This is a genomic window from Variovorax sp. SG517, assembly GCF_013376045.1.
Taxonomy (GTDB): Bacteria; Pseudomonadota; Gammaproteobacteria; order Burkholderiales; family Burkholderiaceae_C; genus Variovorax.
This window is the reverse complement of sequence record NZ_JABMJG010000004.1, coordinates 82,471-102,890: the sequence shown is the minus strand read 5'-3', so window position 1 is coordinate 102,890 and position 20,420 is coordinate 82,471. Positions and strand designations below refer to the sequence as shown.

Sequence of the window (20,420 nt, the reverse complement as noted above, 5' to 3'; positions counted from 1 at the left end):
GGCATCGGGTGCTCCCCGCAGCGAAATAAAGGAGGAGGGCCGCAGGCCCGGGGGACATTCGCGGAGGGGAGTACCCGGTGGCCTGTGCACAGGCCCCGAATGACTCCACATGCCCTGGAATCAGAGCGGCGCCCGCGAAGTGATGAACTGATTCACCCCTGCAGCAGCACGCTCACGCACAGCATCGAAAGTCGTGCTCTCGACGATGCGCCCGTTCTCGAACACCGTCTGCAGCAAGTCGGCCTGGCCCGCCGCCAGCATCTCTTCACGCACAGTGGTTTCAATGTCGTTCGCATTGCGCACCAAGGCAAGACGCCCCTTCTTCGAAGCCTTGCCCACATCGCCAACGGGCGACTTGTACACGTCGCGCCACTCGCCGTTCACCTGCATCGCCGAGCACTTCATCGCCCACTGCATGGTGTCGCGGTTGACCTGCTGCAGCAGCCCGCCGCCCATGCCGAAGGAGATGTTCTCGGTGGAGAAACCGTTGTGATAGAAGTTCGACAGGCACAGTCGCAGCGAGTCGAGGTTCACTCCATCGCCCTGGATGATGCGCACGTTGTTCAGCACGCGGAAGCCCTTGGCATTGGTCGTGGTGCCGAAGCGGTCGGCCAGGATGCGCGCCACCTTCAGCGTGGTTTCGGCCGGGTCGCCCGAGTCCGGCCGCACCACCAGCGTGGCGCCCGAGGCCACCACCTTCGCCTTCAACTCGTCGCCCCAGATGCGCGCGCAGGCATTGAAGATGTCGTAACTGTCGCTCACCACCGCAAAGGTTGCGCCGGGCTTGCCGAACTGGTCGACCATGTTGCTGTATGCGTCTGATTCATGGTCGCGGCCCCAGCCGGTGATGGTGCTGTGCTCGGCGGCGGGAATGGAGAAGCCCGCCACGTCGCAGTCGTAGTAGCGGCGCGCCGCCACCAGCGCGGCCAGCGTGTCGGTGCCCATGAAGTTCACCAGGTGCGCCATGCCGCCGAGCGCGGCCGATTCGAGGCTCGACACGCCGCGCGCGCCGAAGTCGTGCAGCCTGAAGGCGATCTGCCCCTGGGGGTCGTCGCAGGTCGCTTCCAGGTAGCGCAGCAGCGTGGTGCGCGCGGCGGCCGAGAGCGTGGCCACCGTGGTGGGGTACCAGATGGCGCGCAGCAGTTCGGTCTCGAGGAAGCTCGTGACCCAGAAGAACTCGGGGTCGGTGTTCTCGATGGTCGCCAGCACGTTGTGCACCGGCGTCACGCTGCCCTCGGGCACGGCGCGGATGCGCACCGGCATCAGTCCGCCGTGCTTCTCGATCAGCCGCAGCCAGCCCTCGCGGTTGAAGGGCTCGCCGTGCACGGCCATGAGCGCGGCTGCTTCCTCGACGTCGTCGCGCGTCACCGGCGTCTGCAGGTATTCGCGCAGGTAGGCCTGCAGCCCGAAGAACAGCGAGTGGCTGAATATGCCGCCGCGCGACTCGATGTAGCTGTACACCGTCTGCGTGCCGGGCGGGTACTGCATCCAGTGCGAGACCTTGTAGGAGTCGGTACGCAGCAGCAGGTTGTTGCCCAGGGGCGAGGAGGAGAGATTGCGGTTCATGTGAAAGCTCCTTTCACTGTGGCACCCGTCAACCGGGTGCCGTTCTTGCTGACAAGGCCGGGCGTTCAGTTCTTGCCCAGGCCACCCAAAAAATGATTCGCGATGAAGAAGTGGTCTTCGTAGATGCGCTCCTGCATGTCGAGGAACTCGGCAATGGGCACCCAGCGCACCTCGGCCGCGTCGTCGTCGGCGCGCACCTCGGACAGGCCCGTCCACTGGTTGTGCGCCAGCTCGAAGAAGAAGCCGTGCGTGATGGTGCGGCCGCGCTGCGAGCGGTCGGGCGCGTCAAACACGTGGCTGGCCTTCATGCTGCCGTTGAGCACGGGCACCGGCACCTTCAGGCGGGTTTCTTCCTTCAGCTCGCGGATGGCCGCGTCCTGCAGCCGCTCGTGCTGGCCGACGAAGCCGCCGGGCAGCGCCCAGGTGCCCTTGCCGGGATGGAACTTGCGCTGCACCAGCAGGATGTGGCCGGCCTCGACCACCACAGCATCGACCGTGGTGTAGATCGGCGGGAATTCGCTGCCCGCATAGCGGTACTTGTCGCGGTAGTCGGCGAGGAAGGCGCGCTCCTCGCAGAGCTCGGCGTAGTCGGCCGTGCGGGTGAACTGGTCGAGAAAGGCCGCGGTGCCGTCGGGCAGGTCGGCGCGCGCGAGCTGGCCGCGGTTCTCGGGGTCGAAGTAGAGGCTGCGCACGTCGGTGGCGTTGAGGCTTTCCACGCTGTTCTGGCCGACGAACTCCCAGTGCGGGAAGAGCTTGAGGTAGTAGCTCGACGCGTCCTTCAGGTGCCCCACCAGCGCCACCTTGGCCTTGGCGGGCGCGTGGCCGTCCTGGGCGATGAGCCGCTCGACCGCCGACTGGATCGACGCGATCCAGATCTGGTCGTTGTAGGGCGAGTCGCCCACGCCGACCACGCTGACGCGCATCTGCTCGGTGCCGCGAAGGCAGGCGCGCACCATGCGCTCGCGTTCATCGAAGGTGAAGGGGTTCTTGACGCTGCGCGGCTGACGGTCGGAGCCGACCACCACGATGACCCGCTCGGCGGCGCGAAGGCCTTCCTCGATGAGTCGTTGATGTCCGAAATGAACGGGCTGGAAGCGCCCGATGACGATGGCGTACTGGTACTTGCGTGTGCTCACTTGGGAATCCCCCAAAAATAACGCGATCAACTCGCGTCTGGGTTCAGGATAGCATCGGTGCCGCATTCCGATCAAGCCCCGATGACAGAGCCATCTTCCTCCCCCGCCGATGCCGTGCGCCTCAACAAGCGCATGGCCGACCTCAAGCTGTGCTCGCGCCGCGAAGCCGACGAATGGATCGCCAACGGCTGGGTGAAGGTCAACGGCAGGCCGGCCGAGATGGGCGTGAAGGTCACGCCGGCCGACCGCATCGAGGTCGACAAGGCTGCCAAGGGCCAGCAGGCCAGCCAGGTCACCATCCTCATCAACAAGCCCATCGGCTACGTGAGCGGGCAGGCCGAGGACGGGCACGACCCGGCGGTCAAGCTCTTCACGCCGCAGAACCGCTGGGCCGACGACAACGCGCGCTTCTTCTTCAGCCCCAAGCAGCTGCGCGGCCTCGCGCCCTGCGGCCGGCTCGACATCGACTCCACCGGCCTGCTGGTCATGACGCAGGACGGGCGCATCGCACGCCAGCTCATCGGCGAGGACTCGACGATGGAGAAGGAGTACCTCGTGCGCGTGGCCTACCACGGCCTGGGCCAGCCCGCGCCCACGGGCCAGTTGGTGCGGCTGGACGACGACGACCCCGTCACCACCAACGTGCAGGCGGTCTTTCCGAAGGCCATGCTCGCGAAGCTGCGCCACGGCCTGAGCCTCGACGGGCAGGCGCTGAAGCCCGCGCGCGTCGACTGGCAGAACCCCGAGCAGCTGCGCTTCGTGCTCACCGAGGGCAAGAAGCGGCAGATCCGCCGCATGTGCGAGCTGGTGGGCCTGAAGGTGGTCGGCCTGAAGCGCGTGCGCATCGGCCGGGTGATGCTCGGCAACCTGCCGCTGGGGCAATGGCGATACCTCGCGCCGCACGAGAAGTTCTGAGCCTGCGCGCGCTGAACCGCGCCACGCTGGAGCGGCAGATGTTGCTGGAGCGGCGCAGGCTGAGCGCGACACAGGCCGTCGAGCGCCTGGCCGGGCTGCAGGCGCAGGCACCCAATCCGCCCTACATCGGCCTCTGGAGCCGCATCGAGGGCTTCCGTCGCGAACAGCTCACCGAGGCCCTGCGAAGACGCCGCATCGTGCGCATGTCGACCCTGCGCGCGACGCTGCACCTGATGACCGCGCAGGACGCGCTGGCATGGCGCCCGCTGCTGGAGCCCGTGCATCAGCGAGGGCTGCTGGGCAGCACGCACAGGAAGGAACTCGAAGGGCTCGATCGCGCGGCGGTGATCGCGGCGGGGCGCGTACTGCTCGGCGAACGGCCGCGTACCGGCGCCGAGCTCGGCCAGGCGCTGGGCCTGCAGTGGACGGGCCGCGAGGCCGCATCGCTCGCCGCGCTGATCCGCAACAACCTGCCGCTCGTGCACCTGCCGCCGGGCGGCACCTGGAACTCGCACCAGAGCGCGGTGCTGCAGCCATTGGGCGATTGGCTCGGGGAGGCTGTGGAAGCCTCTCCCGCCACGCAGGACGACATGCTGCTGCGCTACCTTGCCGCCTTCGGCCCGGCCACGCTGGCCGATGCCGGTGCATGGTCGGGCCTCACGGGGTGGAAGGCAGTTGTCGAACGCCTGCGTCCGCAGCTGCGCGTGTTTGCGGGCGAAGACGGCCAGGAGCTGTTCGACCTGCCTCGTGCGCCGCGCCCTGACCCCGACACACCCGCGCCGCCGCGCCTCGTGGCCGAGTGGGACAACCTGCTGCTTTCGCACGCAGACCGCAGCCGCATCCTCAGCGAGGCGCATCGCGCACGCGTGTTCACCGTCAACGGCATCGTTCGCGGCACGGTTCTGCTCGACGGCTTCGTCGCGGGCGTGTGGAAGATCGAGCGCGGCAAGAACAAGGGCAGGAACGTCGCCAACGTGCTGCTGGAGCCCTTCGGCCGCTGGTCGAAGGCCGATCGCGCCGGCGTGGAGCAGGAAGCCCTCGACCTGCTGGCCTTCACTTCGGACGACGAGAGCGAACGCCGCGTCGTGCGCCTGGCCTGACCCGGACAGTAACCCCGTATCGCGCCTGTCGCCTAAGCGTGCCCTAAGTATTCGCACCTACTCTGCGCCGCGGCGCAGGCTCTTCCGATCATCCCGGTCGCGTGCTACCTTGCGGCCGAAGGAGTCGCCGCGATGCGCGTGCTGTTGGTGGAAGACGATGAAATGATCGGGCGCAGCCTGAAGCAGGCGCTCGAGGGCGCGGGCTGGTCTGCGGACTGGGTGCGCGACGGCGAGCTGGCGCAGAGCGCGCTGGGCGACGGCGGCTACACCTGCGTGCTGCTCGACCTGGGCCTGCCCAGGCAGGACGGCACCGAGGTGCTGCGCCGTGCCCGCGAACGCGGCGACGCCACGCCGGTGCTGGTGCTCACCGCGCGCGACGGCCTCGACGACCGCATCCACAGCCTCGACCTCGGTGCCGACGACTACCTGCTCAAGCCCTTCGAATTCCGCGAGCTGCTCGCGCGCATGCGTGCCGTGGTGCGCCGCCGCGACGGCGCCGCGCATTCGCTGGTCGGCAGCGGCGCATTGCAGCTCGACCTCACCACGCGCGAGGTGGTGGTCAACGGCGCGCGCGAGGCGCTCACCGCGCGCGAGTTCGCGCTGCTGCACGCGCTGCTGGAACGCCCCGGCGCCATCCTCTCGCGCGAGCAACTCGAGAACCGCATCTACGGCTGGGGCGAGGAAGTCACCAGCAACGCGATCGACGTGCTGATCCACGGCATGCGCCGCAAGCTCGGCGCCGATGCGATCCGCAACGTGCGTGGACTGGGCTGGCGCGTAGCCGCATGATGATGCTCGCCCCCAGGCTTCGCGCACTTCGTGTCGCTTCGCCAACCCCCTGCCGGGGGCAACACCGGTGGCCCGGCAAAGCCGGTTCCACGGTGTTCCGCGAACGGGCAGACGGGTTGTCTTGCCAATGAACGGAGTTTCGCGCGGCCCGGGCCGCTGGTGGCGGCCGCGCTCGCTGCGCACGCAGCTGTTGTTCTGGCTCATCACGCTGCACCTCGGCGCCGCGGTGCTCACGGCCTGGTTCTCCTTCGTGGCCTACGGCAACCTGGTGCACAACGCGCTGGACGACCAGATGCGCCTGGTGGCCGAGTCGTACGCGGGCAGCGATCCGCAGAAGCTGCCGCGCCCGATGGACGGCGAGGCCGCCTTCTCGCGCGGCGCCTTCATCGTGCAGATATGGAGCCCCGACGGCGCCACGCTGCGCGCCACTTCGTGGCCGGTGCTCACGGTGCCGCTGCAGGCCCGGCCCGGCTTCAGCGACGTGAATACCGGCGCGCATTCGGGCTCGGCCTGGCGCGTGTTCACCGCCGAGCCCGGTTCGCGCGCCGACCAGCCGCGCGTGCAGGTGCTGCAGAACGAGGACTACCGCCGCCGCCGCGCGCTGCGCCGCGCATTGCTCGAAGGCCTGCCGATCACGCTGCTGCTGCCGCTGGCGCTGCTGATCCTGTGGATCATCGTGTCGGCCGCCTCGCGCTCGCTGCGCGCGGTGGCGCGCGACGTTGCCTCGCAGGACGAGCGCAGCCCCACCGAGCTGTCGCTCGCGCGCGTGCCCGACGAGATCGCGCCGCTGGTGGGCGCCTTCAACAACCTGCTGTCGCGCGTGCGCAGCGCCTTCGCCACGCAGCGGCGCTTCGTGCAGGACGCGGCCCACGAGCTGCGCACGCCGATGGCCGCCATCGGCCTGCAGATCGAGAACCTGCGCGCGCACGTGCCGGCCGGCGAAGCCACCGAGCGCTTCAACCAGCTCGAGGCGGGCGTGACGCGTGCGCAGCACCTGATCGAGCAGCTGCTGCACCTGTCGCGGCAGGACGCGCCGCGCGCGGGTCATGCGGGTCACGCGAGCGAGCGCGTCGACATCGAGGTGCTGCTGCGCGACAGCGTGAGCCAGCTGATGGTGCTGGCCGATGCGCGGCGCGTGGACATCGGCTTCGAAGGCGGCATCGCCGCCGTGGTGTTCGCGCCGGCGGCGGAACTGCGCAGCGTGTTCGACAACCTGATCGACAACGCGCTGCGCTATGCGCCCGAGGGCGGCGTGGTCGACGTGAGGCTGCACGAGGTCGATGGCCACGCGGTGGTCGACGTGCTCGACAACGGCCCCGGCATTCCGAAGGAGGCCATCGACCGCGTGTTCGACCGCTTCTTCCGCGTGCCCGGCGCCGCGGCGGGCGGCAGCGGACTGGGGCTTGCGATTGCGCGCACGGCGGCAGAGCGGCACGGGCTGCGCATCGAACTGCGCAATCGCACCGACGGGCCCGGGCTGATGGCACGGGTGCATCTGCCTGCGCCGCCCGCGGCCTAGCCGGGGCCGCACGCCGGCGAACGAGGCAGGTGCGGCCCAAAGTTCCAGCAAAAGGCGCGCCGCTCACTCGCGCCTAACTCTTCGCTCACATCCAACTCAGTCTGCGTGCCTAGAGTGCGTTCAGGTCCTGCCACGCGCAGTTCGCGCGATGGCATGTGACCGGAGACAGCCTGCTTCCATCAATCAGGAGAACACACACCATGCGCACTTCCTTCAAGCTTCTCGCCGTCGGTTCCTTCGCTGCGCTGGCAGCCATGGGCGCCGTCACCGCATCGGCCGAAACCACCGACGGATCGGACTTCCATCCGCTGCAGTTGAACTCGCCAGAAAACCCCGACGTGAAGGCCGGCGCAATGGCCGCTGCGCGTCCGAGCGGCACCGAGTCCATCGGCCAGTCGACCAGCGCACCCGCAATGAACTCGACGACGCCGGTTTCCGACATCCAGGCCGGCGCCTATGCGGCCTCGCACGCGAGCGGAACCGAATCGATCGGGCAATCGACTTCGCTGCCGCTGGTGAAGTCGGCCAGCGGCAGCTGAGGCCGCCGAGTCGGCCGAGTCCGGTTCGCCTGCCGTCGATGAATGCGACGGCGGCGGCGAGGCTCAGTCGTCGCTGCCGTTGCTCAGCAGCGCGCGGTAGATCACCGCGCCGATGATCGCGCCCGCGATGGGCGCTACCCAGAAGAGCCACAGTTCCGACACCGCATGGGACGGCCCGAAGAGGGCCGGACCCGTGCTGCGCGCCGGGTTGACCGACGTGTTGGTGACGGGAATCGAGATCAGGTGGATCAACGTGAGGCACAGGCCGATGGCCAGCCCCGCGAAGCCGCCGGCCGCGCGCTTCGCGGTGGCGCCGAGGATCACGATCAGGAACACGGCCGTCATCACCACTTCGCACAGCAACGCGGCCGTGAGGCCGTACTTGCCGGGCGAGTGCTCGCCATAGCCGTTGGTGGCGAAGCCGCCGATGTCGGCGCCCGGCTTGCCGGTGGCGATGAGGTACAGGATGCCCGCCGCGGCGATGGCGCCGAGCACCTGCGCCACGATGTAGCCCGCGAGCTGCGAAGCCTTGAAGCGGCCCGCGGCCGCGAGGCCGATGGACACCGCCGGATTGAAGTGCCCGCCCGAGATCGGACCCAGTGCGTACGCCCCCGTCACCACCGTGAGGCCGAAGGCCAGCGAGACGCCGAGCAGGCCGATGCCGACATTCGGAAAGGCCGCCGCCAGGACCGCGCTTCCGCAGCCTCCGAGCGTGAGCCAGAAAGTACCAATGAACTCGGCAGACCACTTTTTATAGGTACTGTGTTCCATAACGCTCCATCCTGAAGTTGAGAAGGCGCGCAGCCCGCGAGGCGATGCGCGGGCGGATTCTAGGAACGCAAATAGAGGGCGTCGAGCAAGTCGTTGGCACTAACGGAACCTGTTCACGGATGGCGCTGCTTTCGTGCATTGCCGCAACTGCGTTGCATCTGCGGCACCAACGCGTTTCGTGATCTTTTACATCGTCACGACGATCTTTCCGAACGCGCCGCGCTCCAGGTGATCGAGTGCGGCGGGCAGTTCGTCGAAGCCGTATTGCGTGGCGATCACCGGCTTGAGCGCGTTCGTGTCGACGGCGCGCACCAGGTCTTCGAGCGCGCGCCGGTGGCCCACGCCGATGCCCTGCACCGTCACCCGGCCCAGCACCATCGCGTAGAACGAGGCACTCAGCGTCTCGCCTTCGAGCATGCCGATGATCGATACACGTCCGCCCTGCTTCACGGCCTGCAGCGAGCGGTCGAGATTGGGTCCGCTCGCGAGTTCGAGCACGTGGTCGACACCGCGTCCCTGCGTGAGGCGCCGTACTTCCGCGGGCCAGTCGCCGCCGCGCGCGAGCACGTGCGTGGCGCCGAGCGCAAGGGCCTGCGCGCGCTTGGCCTCGTCGCCGCCCGTCACCACGATGGCACGCGCGCCGTGCAGCCGGGCGATCTGCAGGCCGAACAGGGCGACGCCGCCCGTGCCGTGGATCAGCACCGTCTCGCCCGCGCGGAGCGCACCTGTTTCAGCCAGGGCGAACCACGCGGTGAGGCCCGCGCAGGGCAGCGTGCTGGCTTCGGCGAGGCTCAGCGTCTCGGGCGCGGCCACGGCCCAGGCGGCGTCGATCAGCACGTGCGAGGCCAGCATGCCGGGCCCGGGTCCGCCGAGCAGCGTGGTGTCGGCGTGCCAGTGGCTGTCGATCCAGCCGCCCCAGAAGGTGTCGATGACGCGATCGCCCACGGCGAAGCGCGTCACGCCCGGGCCCGCGGCCACCACGGTGCCGGCCATGTCGGAACCGGGCACGAAGGGCAGTTCGAGCGCCATGCCCATGCCATCGCGCGTCATCAGCAGGTCGCGGTAGTTGAGCGACACCGCGCCGACCTTCACGAGGATCTGGTTCGGCCCCGGCTCGGGCAACGGGGCCTCGGCCTGTTCGAGATGGGCGCGGCCGAATTCGGGAAGCTGCCAGCGGCGCAACGTTCGGGGTTCTTGCATGAATGAGCTCCAAGGGGAAAACGGGAAGAAAGTCTTCATGCTATTGACGAGTGAAGCTATCCGGTGGAGGATAATTTTCCTTTCAATGGCGCCTTAAAGTATCCAATGGGTCAACGCCTGCAAGGAATCGAGGAATTCGTCGCCGCCGTGGAGGCGGGCAGCTTCGCGCTGGCCGCGCAGCGCCTGCACGTGACGCGCTCGGCGGTCGCCAAGAGCATCGCGCGGCTCGAATCGCGGCTCGACACCCGGCTCTTCCTGCGCACCACGCGCAGCCAGAGCCTCACGGAGGAAGGCCACGGCTACTACGAGCGCTGCCGCCGCGCGCTCGCCGAGCTCGAAGCGGCCGAGGCCGTGGCCGACGTGGCGCGCAGCACCGCCTCGGGCCTGGTGCGGCTGAGCATGCCGGCGATGCTGGGGCGGCTGAAGGTCGGGCCGCTGCTGCTGGCGCTGGCGCGGCACCATCCGCAGTTGTCGCTGGAGCTCTCGTTCAACGACCGGCGCGTCGATCTCGTCGAGGAGGGGCTCGATCTCGCCATCCGCAGCGGCGAACTCGCCGACAGCACGGAGCTGGTCGCGCGGCCGGTCGGCATGCAGTGGATGGTGCTGTGCGCCTCGCCCGGCTACCTTGCCGCGCACGGGCATCCGGGTGGCATCGACGAGCTGAAGGAGCACGGAGCGGTGCTCTACGCGCGCGACGGGCAGGTGTCGTCCTGGCGCTTCCATGACGCCGAAGGCCGCCTCGTCGAGGTGACGCCGCCGTCGCGGCTGCGCTGCGACAGCGCCGAGGTGCTGCTCGAGGCGGCCACCGGAGGCATGGGCCTCGCGCGCCTGCCGGCATGGCTGGCGGCCGACGCGCTCGCCGCAGGCACGCTGGTGCGCGTGTTCGACGAGCCCCGGCCCTTCGGTTTCGAGCTCAACGTGATCCGCTCGCGCAGCCGCTACCTGCCGCTGAAGACGCGCGTGGTGACCGACTGGCTGGCCGAGCACCTGCCGCCGCTGCTGGCCGCGCGCTGAGCGCCGGCGCTATCCTGCGGCCTTCGAGAACCACGACGAGGAGACCCGCGCATGCGCCCATTCGCCATCCGACACATCGCCGCCGCGGCAGGCATTGCCGCCGCATTCATTCTGGCGGCGCCGAACGCTCTGGCGCAAGGCACCGTCAACGCGCTGTGCAGCACCGACGCGGGCTGGTGCGAGGCAGCGGCCGCGGCCTTCACGCGCGAGACCGGCATCAAGGTGCAGCAGGCGCACAAGGGCACCGGCGAGATCGGCGCCCAGTTGCGCGCCGAGGCCGCCAACCCCAAGACCGACATCTGGTGGGGCGGCACCGGCGACCCGTTCCTGCAGGCGGCCGAGCAGGGGCTGCTGGAGCCCTACCGCCCGGCCTACATCAACGACCTGCACGACTGGGCGGTGCGGCAGTACGCGCTGTCGCAGAACATGGTGGGCGGCTTCTACACCAGCGCCATCGGCTTCGGCTTCAACACCGACGTGTTGAAAAAGAAGAAGCTGCACGAGCCGAAGTGCTGGGCCGACCTGATCAAGCCCGAGTACAAGGGCGAGATCGAGATCTCGCACCCGGCCACCAGCGGCACGGCCTACACCATCATCGCGGGCCTGGTGCAGCAGATGGGCGAGGACGCGGCCTTCGAATACCTGAAGAAGCTGCACAAGAACGTCACCAGCTACACGCGCAGCGGCCAGGCGCAGGCGCCCAACGTCGCCAAGGGCGAAGTGGCCATCGGCGTGAGCTTCATCTTCGGCTTCGAGCGCTGGCGCTACGACAAATTTCCCGTGAAGACCGCCGCGCCCTGCGAGGGCACGGGCTACGAGATCGGCGGCATCGCGCTGGTGAAGGGCGCGCGCAACAAGGAGAACGCGAAGCGCTACTACGACTGGCTGATGAGCCCCGCGGGCCAGGCCATCGGCGGCAAGGCGGGCAGCCTGCAGTCGCCGGCCAACAAGACCTTCAAGCCCGACCCGCGCATCCCCTCGATGGCCGAGGTGAAGCTGATCAAGTACGACTTCGAGAAGTACGGCAAGGCGGCCGAGCGCAAGCGGATCATCGACCGCTGGACGCGCGAGGTGGAGTCGCTTCCGAGGTAGGGCTCGCCCCCAGGCTTCGCGCACTTCGTGTCGCTGCGCCAACCCCCTTCCGGGGCAACACCTGCGGCCCGGCAGAGCCGGTTCCGCGGTGTTCCTGGAAGAAGTCCTCCAGGGCGGGCGACGCCGTGACTTGCCTGCGCGGGGCTGGGGGTCAGGGCGAGCTGGCGGTGAAGGTGACTTGGCCCGTGTAGATGCCGGCGGTGCGGCTCGCCAGGTTGGCGTAGGAAAAGGTCCAGGTGGCGCTGCGCTGGGTGACGAGGTTGGCGAAGCTGGTGCCCGCGACGTTGACCGCCGTGCCGGTGCCCGTGTTCGGGATCTGCGGCGCGGGCAGGTTGGCGTCGCTGCTGGCGATGGTGATCTCCGACAGCGGGATCGTGTTGGCGCCGCTCGCCAGCGGCGTCGTGGCCGTCGCCCGCAGCGTGATCTGCCCTCCGTTGCTGCGCACCTCGACGGGCAGCGCGTTGTTGCTGGGCGTGACGCTGAAGCCCGGCGCCGCGCCGCTCCAGTTCACCGGCGTGTTGTTGCCGGCGACCGGCGTGGTCGGGCCGCCCGGGATCGACGGCGTCAGCACGAAGCTCACCGTGCTCGTGGTGCCGCCGGGCGTGGGCCAGGCGCCGTCGCCGATGCGGAAGAAGATGAACTTGTCGATGGCGATCGTGAAGTCCAGGTTGACGCCGGTGCTCAGCGGCACCGAGGCGCTGGGGCCGGCGGTGCTGGACGCGGCCTGGGCGATGCCCGTGCCCAGCCCGGCGACTGCGCTCGCAAGTGCGAAGCTGCACGAAGCGTGCGAGGCCATGGGGAGTTTCATTTCAGCTCCACGTCCACCTTGAAGCTGCCCTTGTCCCAGTCGAGCCTGCCGCTGGCCTTGACCGGATAGACGGGCTGCGGCGCCGGCTGGCCGTTCTCGGCCTTGGGCACCAGCGCCAGCGTGCGCGTCTGGCCCGGCAGGATCGGCGTGCCCTCGGGCACCAGCTCGAACGCGCGGCCCTTGCTGTCGGTGGCGTCCAGGCTGCCTTCGAGTCGGCCGTGCGCGTCGCCGGTGTTGGCCACGGTCACCACCGCGCGGCGCGCGCCGCCGGCTTCTCCGCTGGCGATCTGCCTGATCTCGAGCCTGGGCTCGGCGCCGTCGAGCATGACGTACACGGCCACCGCGATGCGGCCCGTGACCGGCAGGCTCAGGCTGGCGCCGCCGTTGCGGATGACGGTCTGCTGCGCCGGCTCCGTGCCCTCGATGGCGATCATGAAGCGGCACTCGCCGCGCGGCGCGTCGGCCGGCGGCTCCACCTGGAAGCGGAACGAGCGCTTGCTGCGCGCCGGCACCGAGAGGCTGCGCCGCTCCAGCACCACCCATGGCCTGCAGCTGCCGGGCAGCAGTTCGTCGTGGTAGCCGATGTTGCCCTCGGCCGAGTAGCTCCAGTCGATGGTGCGCATCGAGACCTCGGTGGCGGTCGATGCCAGGTTGTGGATGTCGAGCGACTGCCCCAGGCGCGTGCCGGGCTTGCCCGAGAGCTCGAAGCGCGACGGCGTGACGGCCAGCTCGAAGGGCGCGGCCCTTGCCATGCCGGCGGCCGCGAGCAGCGCAAGGCAGAAGGATGCAAGGGCACCCGTGGAACCGGCTTCGCCGGACCACAGGGTGCGTCCCTTTCCCGAAGGAGAGGGGGAAGGCGCGAAGCGACTCAGGGGGTGTCTCATGGCAATGTCTCGATCTCGAAGAACGACTCGAAGCTCAGCGCCGAGCCTGCGGGCATGCGCAGCTCGCGTGGATCGATGCGCAGCGTGAGCTCGAAGGTCTCGTTCATCCACGGAGCCTGGACCACGCCGTTCCACACCTGCACACGGTCGCCGGGCCGGCCGCTGCCGCTCGCGAATGCGCCGCTGCCACGCCACTGCACCAGCATCCCCGCCGGCGAGCGCAGGCCCGCGACGTTGGCGGGAATCACGTAGAAGATGCGCGCACGCCGGCCCAAGTGGGGCGTCATGGCCAGGCGGTACTCGATGCGGCCGAGGGGGAGCACGACCACGTGGCCGTCCATCGCCTGCGCATTGCTGAAATCGCTGCGCACGTGCGCGCGCGGCGAGGCCGAGTCGTCGAGCCGGGCGACCGTCGCCCATGCGGGAGCGGCCAGCACCGCGCCGCACAGCAGCGCGACGGCGGTCGCTCGGCGAAGGCGCGGCGGCTTCATTCCATCGACGCCGTGAATCGCACGGTGCCCTTGTAGTTGCCGCCCGGGTAGACGACGTCGTTGTCGTAGCTGAACTGCAGCCGCGTGGCCGTCACGTTGCGCGACAGGTAGGTCCAGGTGCCGACGCCCAGCACGCAGGGCAGGCCGAGCGGACCGACGCAGAAGGTGGCGTTCGCGTCGTAGCTCGCGATCGACTGGTTGGCGGTGGTGTCGAAGCGGCCGTTCTGGATGTCGCCCGAGGCCGCGCTGCTGTTGTTCGTGGCCACCCAACTGATCTTGCTGAAGGGAATGGCCGTGGTGCCGCAGCCGCCCGACTGGCAGGTCAGCGCAACGGACGAATCCACGCGCAGCGTCACCGGCCGCGCCACGGTGGTGTTGGCCACCGGGCGCACCGGCATCACCCACACGTCGATGGCCGGCGTGCCGGCCACGGCCGTGGGGGTCAGCCCCGCGTTGGCGCCGGTGACGCTGAAGGCCACCGTGTCGACGGTCGCGCCGGCCGAACCGACGCGAAGCGTCAGGCTGTAGGTGCTGCCGGTGTCGGTGACCGTGGTGATGACGGCGCGCGCGGACGTGGCGGCGAGCAGGGCCGCCGCGAGCGCCATCGCCGTCGCCGCACGCCCAGGCATCAGATGCCCTGGGCCGTGTACGTGATGGTGTTCGTGTAGGTGCCCGCCACCCAGCCCGCGGGCGTGCCGCCGAGCGTGTAGGCCCAGGTGCCCGAGGCGACCGCGTTCGAGGGGAACGAGGTCGAGGCGCAGGCGCCGAGGTTGGCCCCGGGGTGCGGCAGCGTGCCCGTGGTCGCGACGGTGAAGTCCGCGTTCGCCGGGCCGCCGGCGGCGGGCGCCCAGGTGCCCATGGCGCAGTTGATGGTGCCCGCGCCCGCGTTGGTCCAGGCGTACACGTTGAGCGTGTTCGTGGTCGAGGCGGGCGTGACGGTGGGAGCCGCGCCGTTCCAGTCCACATTGGTGTTGTTGCCCGTGACCGGCGTGGTGGGCACGGGCGGAATGCTGAGGGTGGAGGCCCAGGTCACGGTGTCGATGGTGGTGTTGGTCGAGCCCACGCGCAGCAGGATCAGCTTGGGCACCGTCACGCTCAGGTTCACCTTGGCCTGGGCGGTGATGGTGCCTGTGCCGGAGCCGTACTGGCTTTCGGCCGGGGCCTGCCCGCCGGCCAGCGCGAGGACTGCCAGCGAAAGCATCTGCATGCTGCGCACGAGGGGTGTTCGGATCATGGGAACTCCTTCTGGTTGGATGCGGCGGGGTGGAAAAAAGGAAGGTCGGTGCGGCTCATTCGCCCACCTTGACGACGGGTATCTCCGCGCTGGCCCGGCCACGCAGCGGAACGTTCACGCTCACCCCGGTCTCGCCGGCCGCGCCCCAGGGCAGCGGCACGCTTTCGAGCGTGAGCGTCAGCTGGTGGCGGCCGGTGGTCACCAGCGGGAATTCGAAGCGGCCGTCGCGGTCGGTGGTGGCGCGGTAGCGGCCGTCGAGCAGCACCTCGACGCCGGCCACGCCGCCTTCGCCCGACTGCTGCTCGCCGTCGCGGTTGGCGTCGTAGAACACCCGGCCCGACACGCTGCCGCCGCCCGCGCCTTCGCCGCGCGCGCCCGCCGGGCGGAAGGCGGTGCCGGCGCTGCCTTCCCATCGCAGGTAGACGTAGGCGGCCTTCTCGTTGCTGCGATAGAGGTTGGGAGACGAATACGAGGTCGGCAGCAGCGATGCGCGCGCCTGGTTGAAGTTGGCCATGAAGCCCACGCGCCAGCCCATGCCCAGCTCCTTCTCGGCCGTGAGCGAGCCCGACAGGCCGCGGCTGGTGTAGAGGCCGCCGCTTTGCGAGGTGTAGCGCAGGTTGCCGCCCACGTGGAAGCCGTCGTCGATCCAGTAGCGCAACTGCAGGCCCGCCGTCGGGTAGCTGCGGGAGGTGCCGCCGCTGCGGTCGCGCGCGTAGCCGACGGTGGTGGTGAGCTCGGGGCGCATCGTCTCGCGGCGCCCGCCGATCCAGTCCTGCTCCCACTGCAGCTCCTGGCCGGTGGCCGCGGAGTCGCCGAGCACGATCAGCTCGTTGCGGCGCACCGTCAGCGAGAAGCGGCTGCGCGGCCAGTCGAACAGGCGGGTCTGCCAGAAGGCGCTGCCGTAGAGGCTGCGGCCGTCGCCGCTGCCGCCCGCGATGCTCCCGTCGGGGAGCCCGTCGTAGCGCGTGCGGTAGACGCTCAGGCTGCCGCCGACGGAGTTGTCGCGGTCGAACAGGTACTGGAAGTTGCCGCTCGCGCCGAAGCGGCGGTAGCCCGCGAGGTTGAAGTTCACGTCCCGCCGGGAGCGCTCGTAGTCCAGGCCGACGCCCCAGCTCAGGCGGCTGGTGTTGCGGTCCACCCGCCAGTACGCGCCGCGCGTGCCGGTCGCCAGCGCGTAGTCGCCGAAGTACAGGTTGGGCCGCGCGGTGTAGGCGCCGAACTCGTGGCGGTAAAGGCCCGTGCGCGCGCTAGCTTCGACGAACAGGCCCCGCGAATCGCCGGTGGTCACCCCGGGCGTGGACGAGCTCACGCGGCTGCCCACCAGCGTGGCGCGGGCCTTGAAGTCGCCGTCGCGCGCCACCTCGCGGCCCCAGCCCACCGAGCTCGCCCAGCTGGTGACGTCCTTGCTGCCGTAGCCCCGGGCCGTGAGCGGGTCGTAGTAGTAGGCGGGCACGTTGCGCGCCCGGTCGAGCTGGAACGACGCGAACCACGGGTCGCCCAGGCGCAGCGTGGCCCCGAGCCAGCCGAGCGTGCCCTGGCTCTTCTCGAAGCCGGGATACGGTCCGCCGGTCAGGTTGCCGCGCTGGCCGAAGCCGCCGCGCAGGTCGAAGTCATTGCCGTAGACGCGCATGGACGCGCCGCGCACCGTGGTCGAGCCCAGCGAGAGCCTGTAGTTGCGCGCCAGGCCGCCGGTAAGCTCGCTCTGGATGTCGCCCACGGCGGTGTCGGCGAAGGTCTGCGTGGTCAGCGGAAAACCGAGGTTGCGCAGCGTGAAGCGGCCGCTGGTGGCTTCGCGCGCATAGCCCAGCGAGCCGATGCCCAGGCCGCTCGCGCTGTTGTCGCCGCCCAGGTGGCGGCCGTCGGCCTGCAGCACGAATTCGCCGTAGTTGAGGGTTTCGCGGCGGTATTCGAAACGCTGGCCGAACTCGGTCGCGCGCTGGCGGCCGTAGCCGGTGGTGGTGGCGTCGCCGAAGCCGATGCGGCTTTCCACCAGCCAGGCCCGGTAGCCCTGCGGCTGCTCGGACTCGGGCGTCGCGTCGGCCGCGGGGGTGTCCGCGTCGGAGGTCATGAAGCGGTCTTCGTAGGCCTTGGGCGCGGAATCGGCGAGCGCCTTCAGCCGCGCCTGCTCGGCCTGCGCGCGGTCGAGGGTTTCGATGCGCGCGTCAGCCACGACGTGGGCGGCCGGGGCCGTCGCCTGCGGTTTCTGCTGGGGCTGCGCCTGGGCCGGCGCGCAGGACAGCCATGCGAGGGCCGTCGTGCACTCGAGCCATGCAAGGGCGGCCACCGGGCGCCTTGCGGCTCCGGGGGGGCCGGAAACGGCCCTTGGCGACGTGCAAGTCATCAGACGTCATCCCTGTCTCGTTCCCCGGGGCTGGACCCCTGTTCTCTGTCACTTCTTGGCAGTCGTCAGGATATTTCAGAACTGTTAACAAGAGTCAATTTTTCCGGGCTCGGAGGGTTTTCCCCAGCGGAGCGCACGGGCGCCGGGTCTTCAGGAATGCCAAAAATGGAACGTTGAGCTTCATTTGCCCTTGATGAAGACAAAAGACAACCCAATTGAGGATGTTGGTGCGCGGGCGCTTTCCGGCGCCGCGCCCGACTTAGAATTTTTCGGCTTTCGACATTTCTCTATCCATGGCTGATTCCTCCAAAACCAAACTCCCGTTCCAGGCTGAAGTCGCGCAACTGCTGCATCTCGTCACGCATGCGCTGTACTCCAACAAGGAAATCTTCCTGCGCGAGCTGATCTCGAATGCATCGGACGCCTGCGACAAGCTGCGCTTCGAGGCCCTCGACCACCCCGAGCTCTACGAAGGCCAGTCCGATCTCGACGTGCGCCTGAGCTTCGACAAGGCCGCGCGCACCATCACCATCACCGACAAGGGCATCGGCCTGTCGCGCCAGGAGGCGATCGACAACCTCGGCACGATCGCCAAGAGCGGCACCAAGGACTTCATGAGCAAGTTGAGCGGCGACCAGAAGGCCGACGCACAGCTCATCGGCCAGTTCGGTGTGGGTTTCTACTCGGGCTTCATCGTGGCCGACAAGATCACCGTCGAGTCGCGCCGCGCGGGCCTGCCGGCCGACCAGGGCGTGCGCTGGACCAGCGGCGGCGCCGGCGACTTCGAGGTGGCCGACATCACCCGCCCGGAGCGCGGCACCAGCATCACGCTGCATCTGCGTGAGGATGCCGACGAATACCTCAACGCCTGGAAGCTCAAGCAGATCGTCGGCAAGTACTCCGACCACATCTCCCTGCCCATCCTCATGGAGAAGGAAGAGTGGAAGGACGGCGAGAACGACCAGCCCGGCGACATGGTGAAGACCGGCGAATGGGAAACCGTCAACAAGGCCAACGCCCTGTGGAGCCGCCCCAAGAAGGACATCACCCCCGAGCAGTACGAGGAGTTCTACAAGAGCATCAGCCACGACTACGAGGCCCCGCTCGCCTGGAGCCACAACCGCGTGGAAGGCAGCACCGAGTACACGCAGCTGCTGTACATCCCGGCCAAGGCGCCCTTCGACCTGTGGAACCGCGACAAGAGCGCGGGTGTGAAGCTCTACGTCAAGCGCGTCTTCATCATGGACGACGCCGACGCGCTGATGCCCAGCTACCTGCGCTTCGTCAAGGGCGTGATCGACTCGGCCGACCTGCCGCTGAACGTGAGCCGCGAGCTGCTGCAGGAAAGCCGCGACGTGAAGGCCATCCGCGAGGGCAGCACCAAGCGCGTGCTCGGCATGCTGGAAGACCTGGCGAAGAAGCAGAAGACCGCGCCGGAAAGCGGCGAGGGCAGGATCGACGTGGGCTCCGGCGAATCGGTGCCGGCCGCCGAGCCGACCGAAGGCGTGACCGACGTGGTCGACAAGAACGCGCCCACCGCTGCGGAAACCGCCGCTGCCGCCGCCGACGAATCGGGCAAGTACGCCAAGTTCTACGCCGAGTTCGGCGCAGTGCTCAAGGAAGGCCTGGGCGAGGACTTCGGCAACCGCGACCGCATCGCCAAGCTGCTGCGCTACGCCTCCACCACCACCGACTCGGTGAGCGTGAGCTTCGCGGACTACAAGGCCCGCATGAAGGAAGGCCAGGACGCCATCTACTACATCACGGCCGACACGCTCGCCGCCGCCAAGAACAGCCCGCAGCTCGAAGTCTTCAAGAAGAAGGGCATCGAGGTGCTGCTCATGACCGACCGCGTTGACGAGTGGGCGCTGAACTACCTCAACGAGTTCGACGGCACCCCGCTGCAGAGCGTGGCCAAGGGCGCGGTCGATCTCGGCAAGCTGCAGGACGAAGCCGAGAAGAAGGCCGCCGAAGAGGCCGCCGAGTCGTTCAAGCCCATGCTCGAGAAGCTCAAGACGGCTCTCAAGGACAAGGCCGAAGACGTGCGCGTGACCACGCGCCTGGTCGATTCGCCCGCCTGCCTCGTGGTGCAGGACGGCGGCATGAGCACGCAGCTCGCGCGCATGCTCAAGCAGGCCGGCCAGCCTGCGCCCGACCTGAAGCCGGTGCTCGAAGTGAACGCCGAGCATCCGCTGGTGAAGAAGCTCGAGGGCTCCTCGCACTTCGACGACCTGGCCAACATCCTGTTCGACCAGGCCCTGCTGGCCGAAGGCGGCCTGCCGGCGGACCCGGCGGCCTACGTGAGGCGCGTCAACGCGCTGCTGGTGTGAACGGCCGGCCGCGCGTCATACGGGCAGCGGCCGTCGTTCCGGCGGCGGCGCTGTTGCTCCTGGCGGGCGGCTGTTCCCACTACCACGTCGGCATTCCGCTGGTGCCCGGGCTCTCTCTGGGGCTCGGCGCCACCAAGGACGGCAACTTCTCCGTGGGCCTGAACACCGGCTTCGGCCCGCTCGGCGCGGGCGTGGCCGTGAACAACGGCGGGCAGGTGTCGGGCTCGGCCGGCGTGGGTGTCGGCGTGGGGCCGGTGCGCACGGGCGTGAGCAAGGGAGCCGTGCTCTACGACCCCAACGCCGCGCCCACGGCTCCAGCGGCACCGGCTACGGCAGCCGTAGCGCCCGCCGCAGGCGGCGCGGTGGCTTCTGCTGCGCCTGCGGCTTCCCCCGGGACGGCCGCCGCGCCGGCTCCGGTGCAGTACTACTCGACGCCCGCAGCCCCTTTCACGCCCGTGGGCCCCGTTCCCCCGCCCGCTCCGGTGGCCACGGCACCCGCCAGCGCAACGCCGGCAGCGACCGTCAGGCGGGCGCCCCTGGTCAAGATCACCCGGCCGCCGCCCGAGCCCACGGCGCCCGCTGCTCCCGCGGTGAACGTCACCTACCGCCCGCCCGCCGCGGCCGCGACGGCCGCCGCCGCGCTTTCGGCCCGCGACACCGGCACGCCGGGCAATCCCGTCGCGCCGTGACG

General features: G+C 69.4%; 19 protein-coding genes. 9 read left to right on the top strand and 10 right to left on the bottom strand.

The features are described from left to right. Positions 1-120: 120 nt before the first annotated feature. On the bottom strand, positions 121-1,566 hold the full coding sequence (locus tag FHT32_RS13150; RefSeq protein ID WP_176665082.1) for a nicotinate phosphoribosyltransferase: 1,446 nt from the start codon (positions 1,564-1,566) through the stop codon (positions 121-123). 65 nt (positions 1,567-1,631) lie between these two features. Next, complete coding sequence (locus FHT32_RS13145; protein WP_019657724.1) at positions 1,632-2,702, bottom strand: bifunctional nicotinamide-nucleotide adenylyltransferase/Nudix hydroxylase; 1,071 nt, start codon at positions 2,700-2,702, stop codon at positions 1,632-1,634. 81 nt (positions 2,703-2,783) lie between these two features. Between FHT32_RS13145 and FHT32_RS13140 the strand changes: the two genes are divergently transcribed. The 5 genes from FHT32_RS13140 to FHT32_RS13120 all read left to right on the top strand — a co-directional run bounded on the left by FHT32_RS13140 (position 2,784) and on the right by FHT32_RS13120 (position 7,564). Beyond that, positions 2,784-3,617 carry a pseudouridine synthase gene (locus tag FHT32_RS13140; protein ID WP_176665081.1) on the top strand — a complete coding sequence of 278 codons (834 nt, stop codon included), beginning with the start codon at positions 2,784-2,786 and terminating at the stop codon, positions 3,615-3,617. Next, entirely contained in the window at positions 3,584-4,717 is a 1,134-nt protein-coding gene (locus FHT32_RS13135; protein ID WP_176665080.1) for a winged helix DNA-binding domain-containing protein, read from the top strand. The genes FHT32_RS13140 and FHT32_RS13135 overlap by 34 nt, the downstream gene beginning before the upstream one ends. Positions 4,718-4,849: 132 nt before the next feature. Continuing rightward, positions 4,850-5,506, top strand: coding sequence for a response regulator transcription factor (locus FHT32_RS13130; RefSeq protein ID WP_176665079.1), 657 nt, complete (start codon positions 4,850-4,852; stop codon positions 5,504-5,506). A gap of 127 nt (positions 5,507-5,633) precedes the next feature. Next, positions 5,634-7,025 (top strand): HAMP domain-containing sensor histidine kinase, encoded by a 1,392-nt coding sequence (locus FHT32_RS13125; protein ID WP_176665078.1) that lies wholly within the window; start codon positions 5,634-5,636, stop codon positions 7,023-7,025. 200 nt (positions 7,026-7,225) lie between these two features. Further along, the gene (locus FHT32_RS13120) at positions 7,226-7,564 is read left to right on the top strand and encodes a hypothetical protein (protein ID WP_176665077.1); all 339 of its coding nucleotides are present in this window, start codon (positions 7,226-7,228) and stop codon (positions 7,562-7,564) included. A 63-nt stretch (positions 7,565-7,627) separates the two neighbouring features. On the opposite strand, the gene aqpZ is transcribed toward FHT32_RS13120, so the two are convergent. Further along, a complete protein-coding gene (gene aqpZ, locus FHT32_RS13115; protein ID WP_176665076.1) occupies positions 7,628-8,335 on the bottom strand; it encodes an aquaporin Z in 708 nt (235 codons plus the stop codon). 186 nt (positions 8,336-8,521) lie between these two features. Next, positions 8,522-9,535, bottom strand: coding sequence for an NAD(P)-dependent alcohol dehydrogenase (locus tag FHT32_RS13110; RefSeq protein WP_176665075.1), 1,014 nt, complete (start codon positions 9,533-9,535; stop codon positions 8,522-8,524). Between the two features lie 105 nt (positions 9,536-9,640). On the opposite strand from FHT32_RS13110, the gene FHT32_RS13105 reads away from it, so the two are divergent. Further along, a complete protein-coding gene (locus FHT32_RS13105; RefSeq protein WP_176665074.1) occupies positions 9,641-10,549 on the top strand; it encodes a LysR family transcriptional regulator in 909 nt (302 codons plus the stop codon). Between the two features lie 51 nt (positions 10,550-10,600). Further along, on the top strand, positions 10,601-11,641 hold the full coding sequence (locus FHT32_RS13100) for an ABC transporter substrate-binding protein (RefSeq protein WP_176665073.1): 1,041 nt from the start codon (positions 10,601-10,603) through the stop codon (positions 11,639-11,641). Positions 11,642-11,792: 151 nt separating this feature from the next. On the opposite strand, the gene FHT32_RS13095 is transcribed toward FHT32_RS13100, so the two are convergent. From FHT32_RS13095 to FHT32_RS13070, 6 genes are read right to left on the bottom strand one after another with little or no spacing between them, the layout of a single operon-like run. Next, a complete protein-coding gene (locus FHT32_RS13095; RefSeq protein ID WP_256098992.1) occupies positions 11,793-12,449 on the bottom strand; it encodes a hypothetical protein in 657 nt (218 codons plus the stop codon). Next, entirely contained in the window at positions 12,446-13,333 is an 888-nt protein-coding gene (locus FHT32_RS13090; RefSeq protein WP_256098991.1) for a hypothetical protein, read from the bottom strand. Before FHT32_RS13090 ends, FHT32_RS13095 begins: the two co-directional genes overlap by 4 nt. Next, positions 13,330-13,824, bottom strand: coding sequence for a hypothetical protein (locus FHT32_RS13085; RefSeq protein ID WP_176665072.1), 495 nt, complete (start codon positions 13,822-13,824; stop codon positions 13,330-13,332). Before FHT32_RS13085 ends, FHT32_RS13090 begins: the two co-directional genes overlap by 4 nt. After that, positions 13,821-14,453 (bottom strand): hypothetical protein, encoded by a 633-nt coding sequence (locus tag FHT32_RS13080; protein WP_176665071.1) that lies wholly within the window; start codon positions 14,451-14,453, stop codon positions 13,821-13,823. The genes FHT32_RS13085 and FHT32_RS13080 overlap by 4 nt, the downstream gene beginning before the upstream one ends. Next, entirely contained in the window at positions 14,453-15,058 is a 606-nt protein-coding gene (locus FHT32_RS13075) for a hypothetical protein (protein ID WP_256098990.1), read from the bottom strand. The genes FHT32_RS13080 and FHT32_RS13075 overlap by 1 nt, the downstream gene beginning before the upstream one ends. A 55-nt stretch (positions 15,059-15,113) precedes the next feature. Then, positions 15,114-17,342, bottom strand: a complete 2,229-nt coding sequence (locus FHT32_RS13070) for an SdrD B-like domain-containing protein (RefSeq protein WP_371132176.1) — start codon at positions 17,340-17,342, stop codon at positions 15,114-15,116. A 350-nt stretch (positions 17,343-17,692) separates the two neighbouring features. Here FHT32_RS13070 and htpG point away from each other — a divergent pair, with 350 nt between their 5' ends. Then, the gene (gene htpG / locus FHT32_RS13065) at positions 17,693-19,729 is read left to right on the top strand and encodes a molecular chaperone HtpG (RefSeq protein ID WP_176665069.1); all 2,037 of its coding nucleotides are present in this window, start codon (positions 17,693-17,695) and stop codon (positions 19,727-19,729) included. Continuing rightward, the gene (locus FHT32_RS13060; RefSeq protein WP_176665068.1) at positions 19,726-20,418 is read left to right on the top strand and encodes a hypothetical protein; all 693 of its coding nucleotides are present in this window, start codon (positions 19,726-19,728) and stop codon (positions 20,416-20,418) included. The genes htpG and FHT32_RS13060 overlap by 4 nt, the downstream gene beginning before the upstream one ends. The last annotated feature ends 2 nt before the right edge of the window (positions 20,419-20,420 follow it).

Excerpts from the sequence above, each read along its gene's own strand:
- FHT32_RS13150 (WP_176665082.1), bottom strand. The coding sequence starts at position 1,566 with ATGAACCGCAATCTCTCCTCCTCGCCCCTGGGCAACAACCTGCTGCTG.
- FHT32_RS13105 (WP_176665074.1), top strand. The coding sequence starts at position 9,641 with ATGGGTCAACGCCTGCAAGGAATCGAGGAATTCGTCGCCGCCGTGGAG.
- FHT32_RS13120 (WP_176665077.1), top strand. The coding sequence starts at position 7,226 with ATGCGCACTTCCTTCAAGCTTCTCGCCGTCGGTTCCTTCGCTGCGCTG.
- FHT32_RS13080 (WP_176665071.1), bottom strand. The coding sequence starts at position 14,453 with ATGCCTGGGCGTGCGGCGACGGCGATGGCGCTCGCGGCGGCCCTGCTC.
- FHT32_RS13110 (WP_176665075.1), bottom strand. The coding sequence starts at position 9,535 with ATGCAAGAACCCCGAACGTTGCGCCGCTGGCAGCTTCCCGAATTCGGC.
- aqpZ (WP_176665076.1), bottom strand. The coding sequence starts at position 8,335 with ATGGAACACAGTACCTATAAAAAGTGGTCTGCCGAGTTCATTGGTACT.
- FHT32_RS13130 (WP_176665079.1), top strand. The coding sequence starts at position 4,850 with ATGCGCGTGCTGTTGGTGGAAGACGATGAAATGATCGGGCGCAGCCTG.
- FHT32_RS13100 (WP_176665073.1), top strand. The coding sequence starts at position 10,601 with ATGCGCCCATTCGCCATCCGACACATCGCCGCCGCGGCAGGCATTGCC.
- FHT32_RS13140 (WP_176665081.1), top strand. The coding sequence starts at position 2,784 with ATGACAGAGCCATCTTCCTCCCCCGCCGATGCCGTGCGCCTCAACAAG.
- FHT32_RS13095 (WP_256098992.1), bottom strand. The coding sequence starts at position 12,449 with ATGAAACTCCCCATGGCCTCGCACGCTTCGTGCAGCTTCGCACTTGCG.
- FHT32_RS13135 (WP_176665080.1), top strand. The coding sequence starts at position 3,584 with ATGGCGATACCTCGCGCCGCACGAGAAGTTCTGAGCCTGCGCGCGCTG.
- FHT32_RS13125 (WP_176665078.1), top strand. The coding sequence starts at position 5,634 with ATGAACGGAGTTTCGCGCGGCCCGGGCCGCTGGTGGCGGCCGCGCTCG.
- FHT32_RS13085 (WP_176665072.1), bottom strand. The coding sequence starts at position 13,824 with ATGAAGCCGCCGCGCCTTCGCCGAGCGACCGCCGTCGCGCTGCTGTGC.
- FHT32_RS13090 (WP_256098991.1), bottom strand. The coding sequence starts at position 13,333 with ATGAGACACCCCCTGAGTCGCTTCGCGCCTTCCCCCTCTCCTTCGGGA.
- FHT32_RS13075 (WP_256098990.1), bottom strand. The coding sequence starts at position 15,058 with ATGATCCGAACACCCCTCGTGCGCAGCATGCAGATGCTTTCGCTGGCA.
- htpG (WP_176665069.1), top strand. The coding sequence starts at position 17,693 with ATGGCTGATTCCTCCAAAACCAAACTCCCGTTCCAGGCTGAAGTCGCG.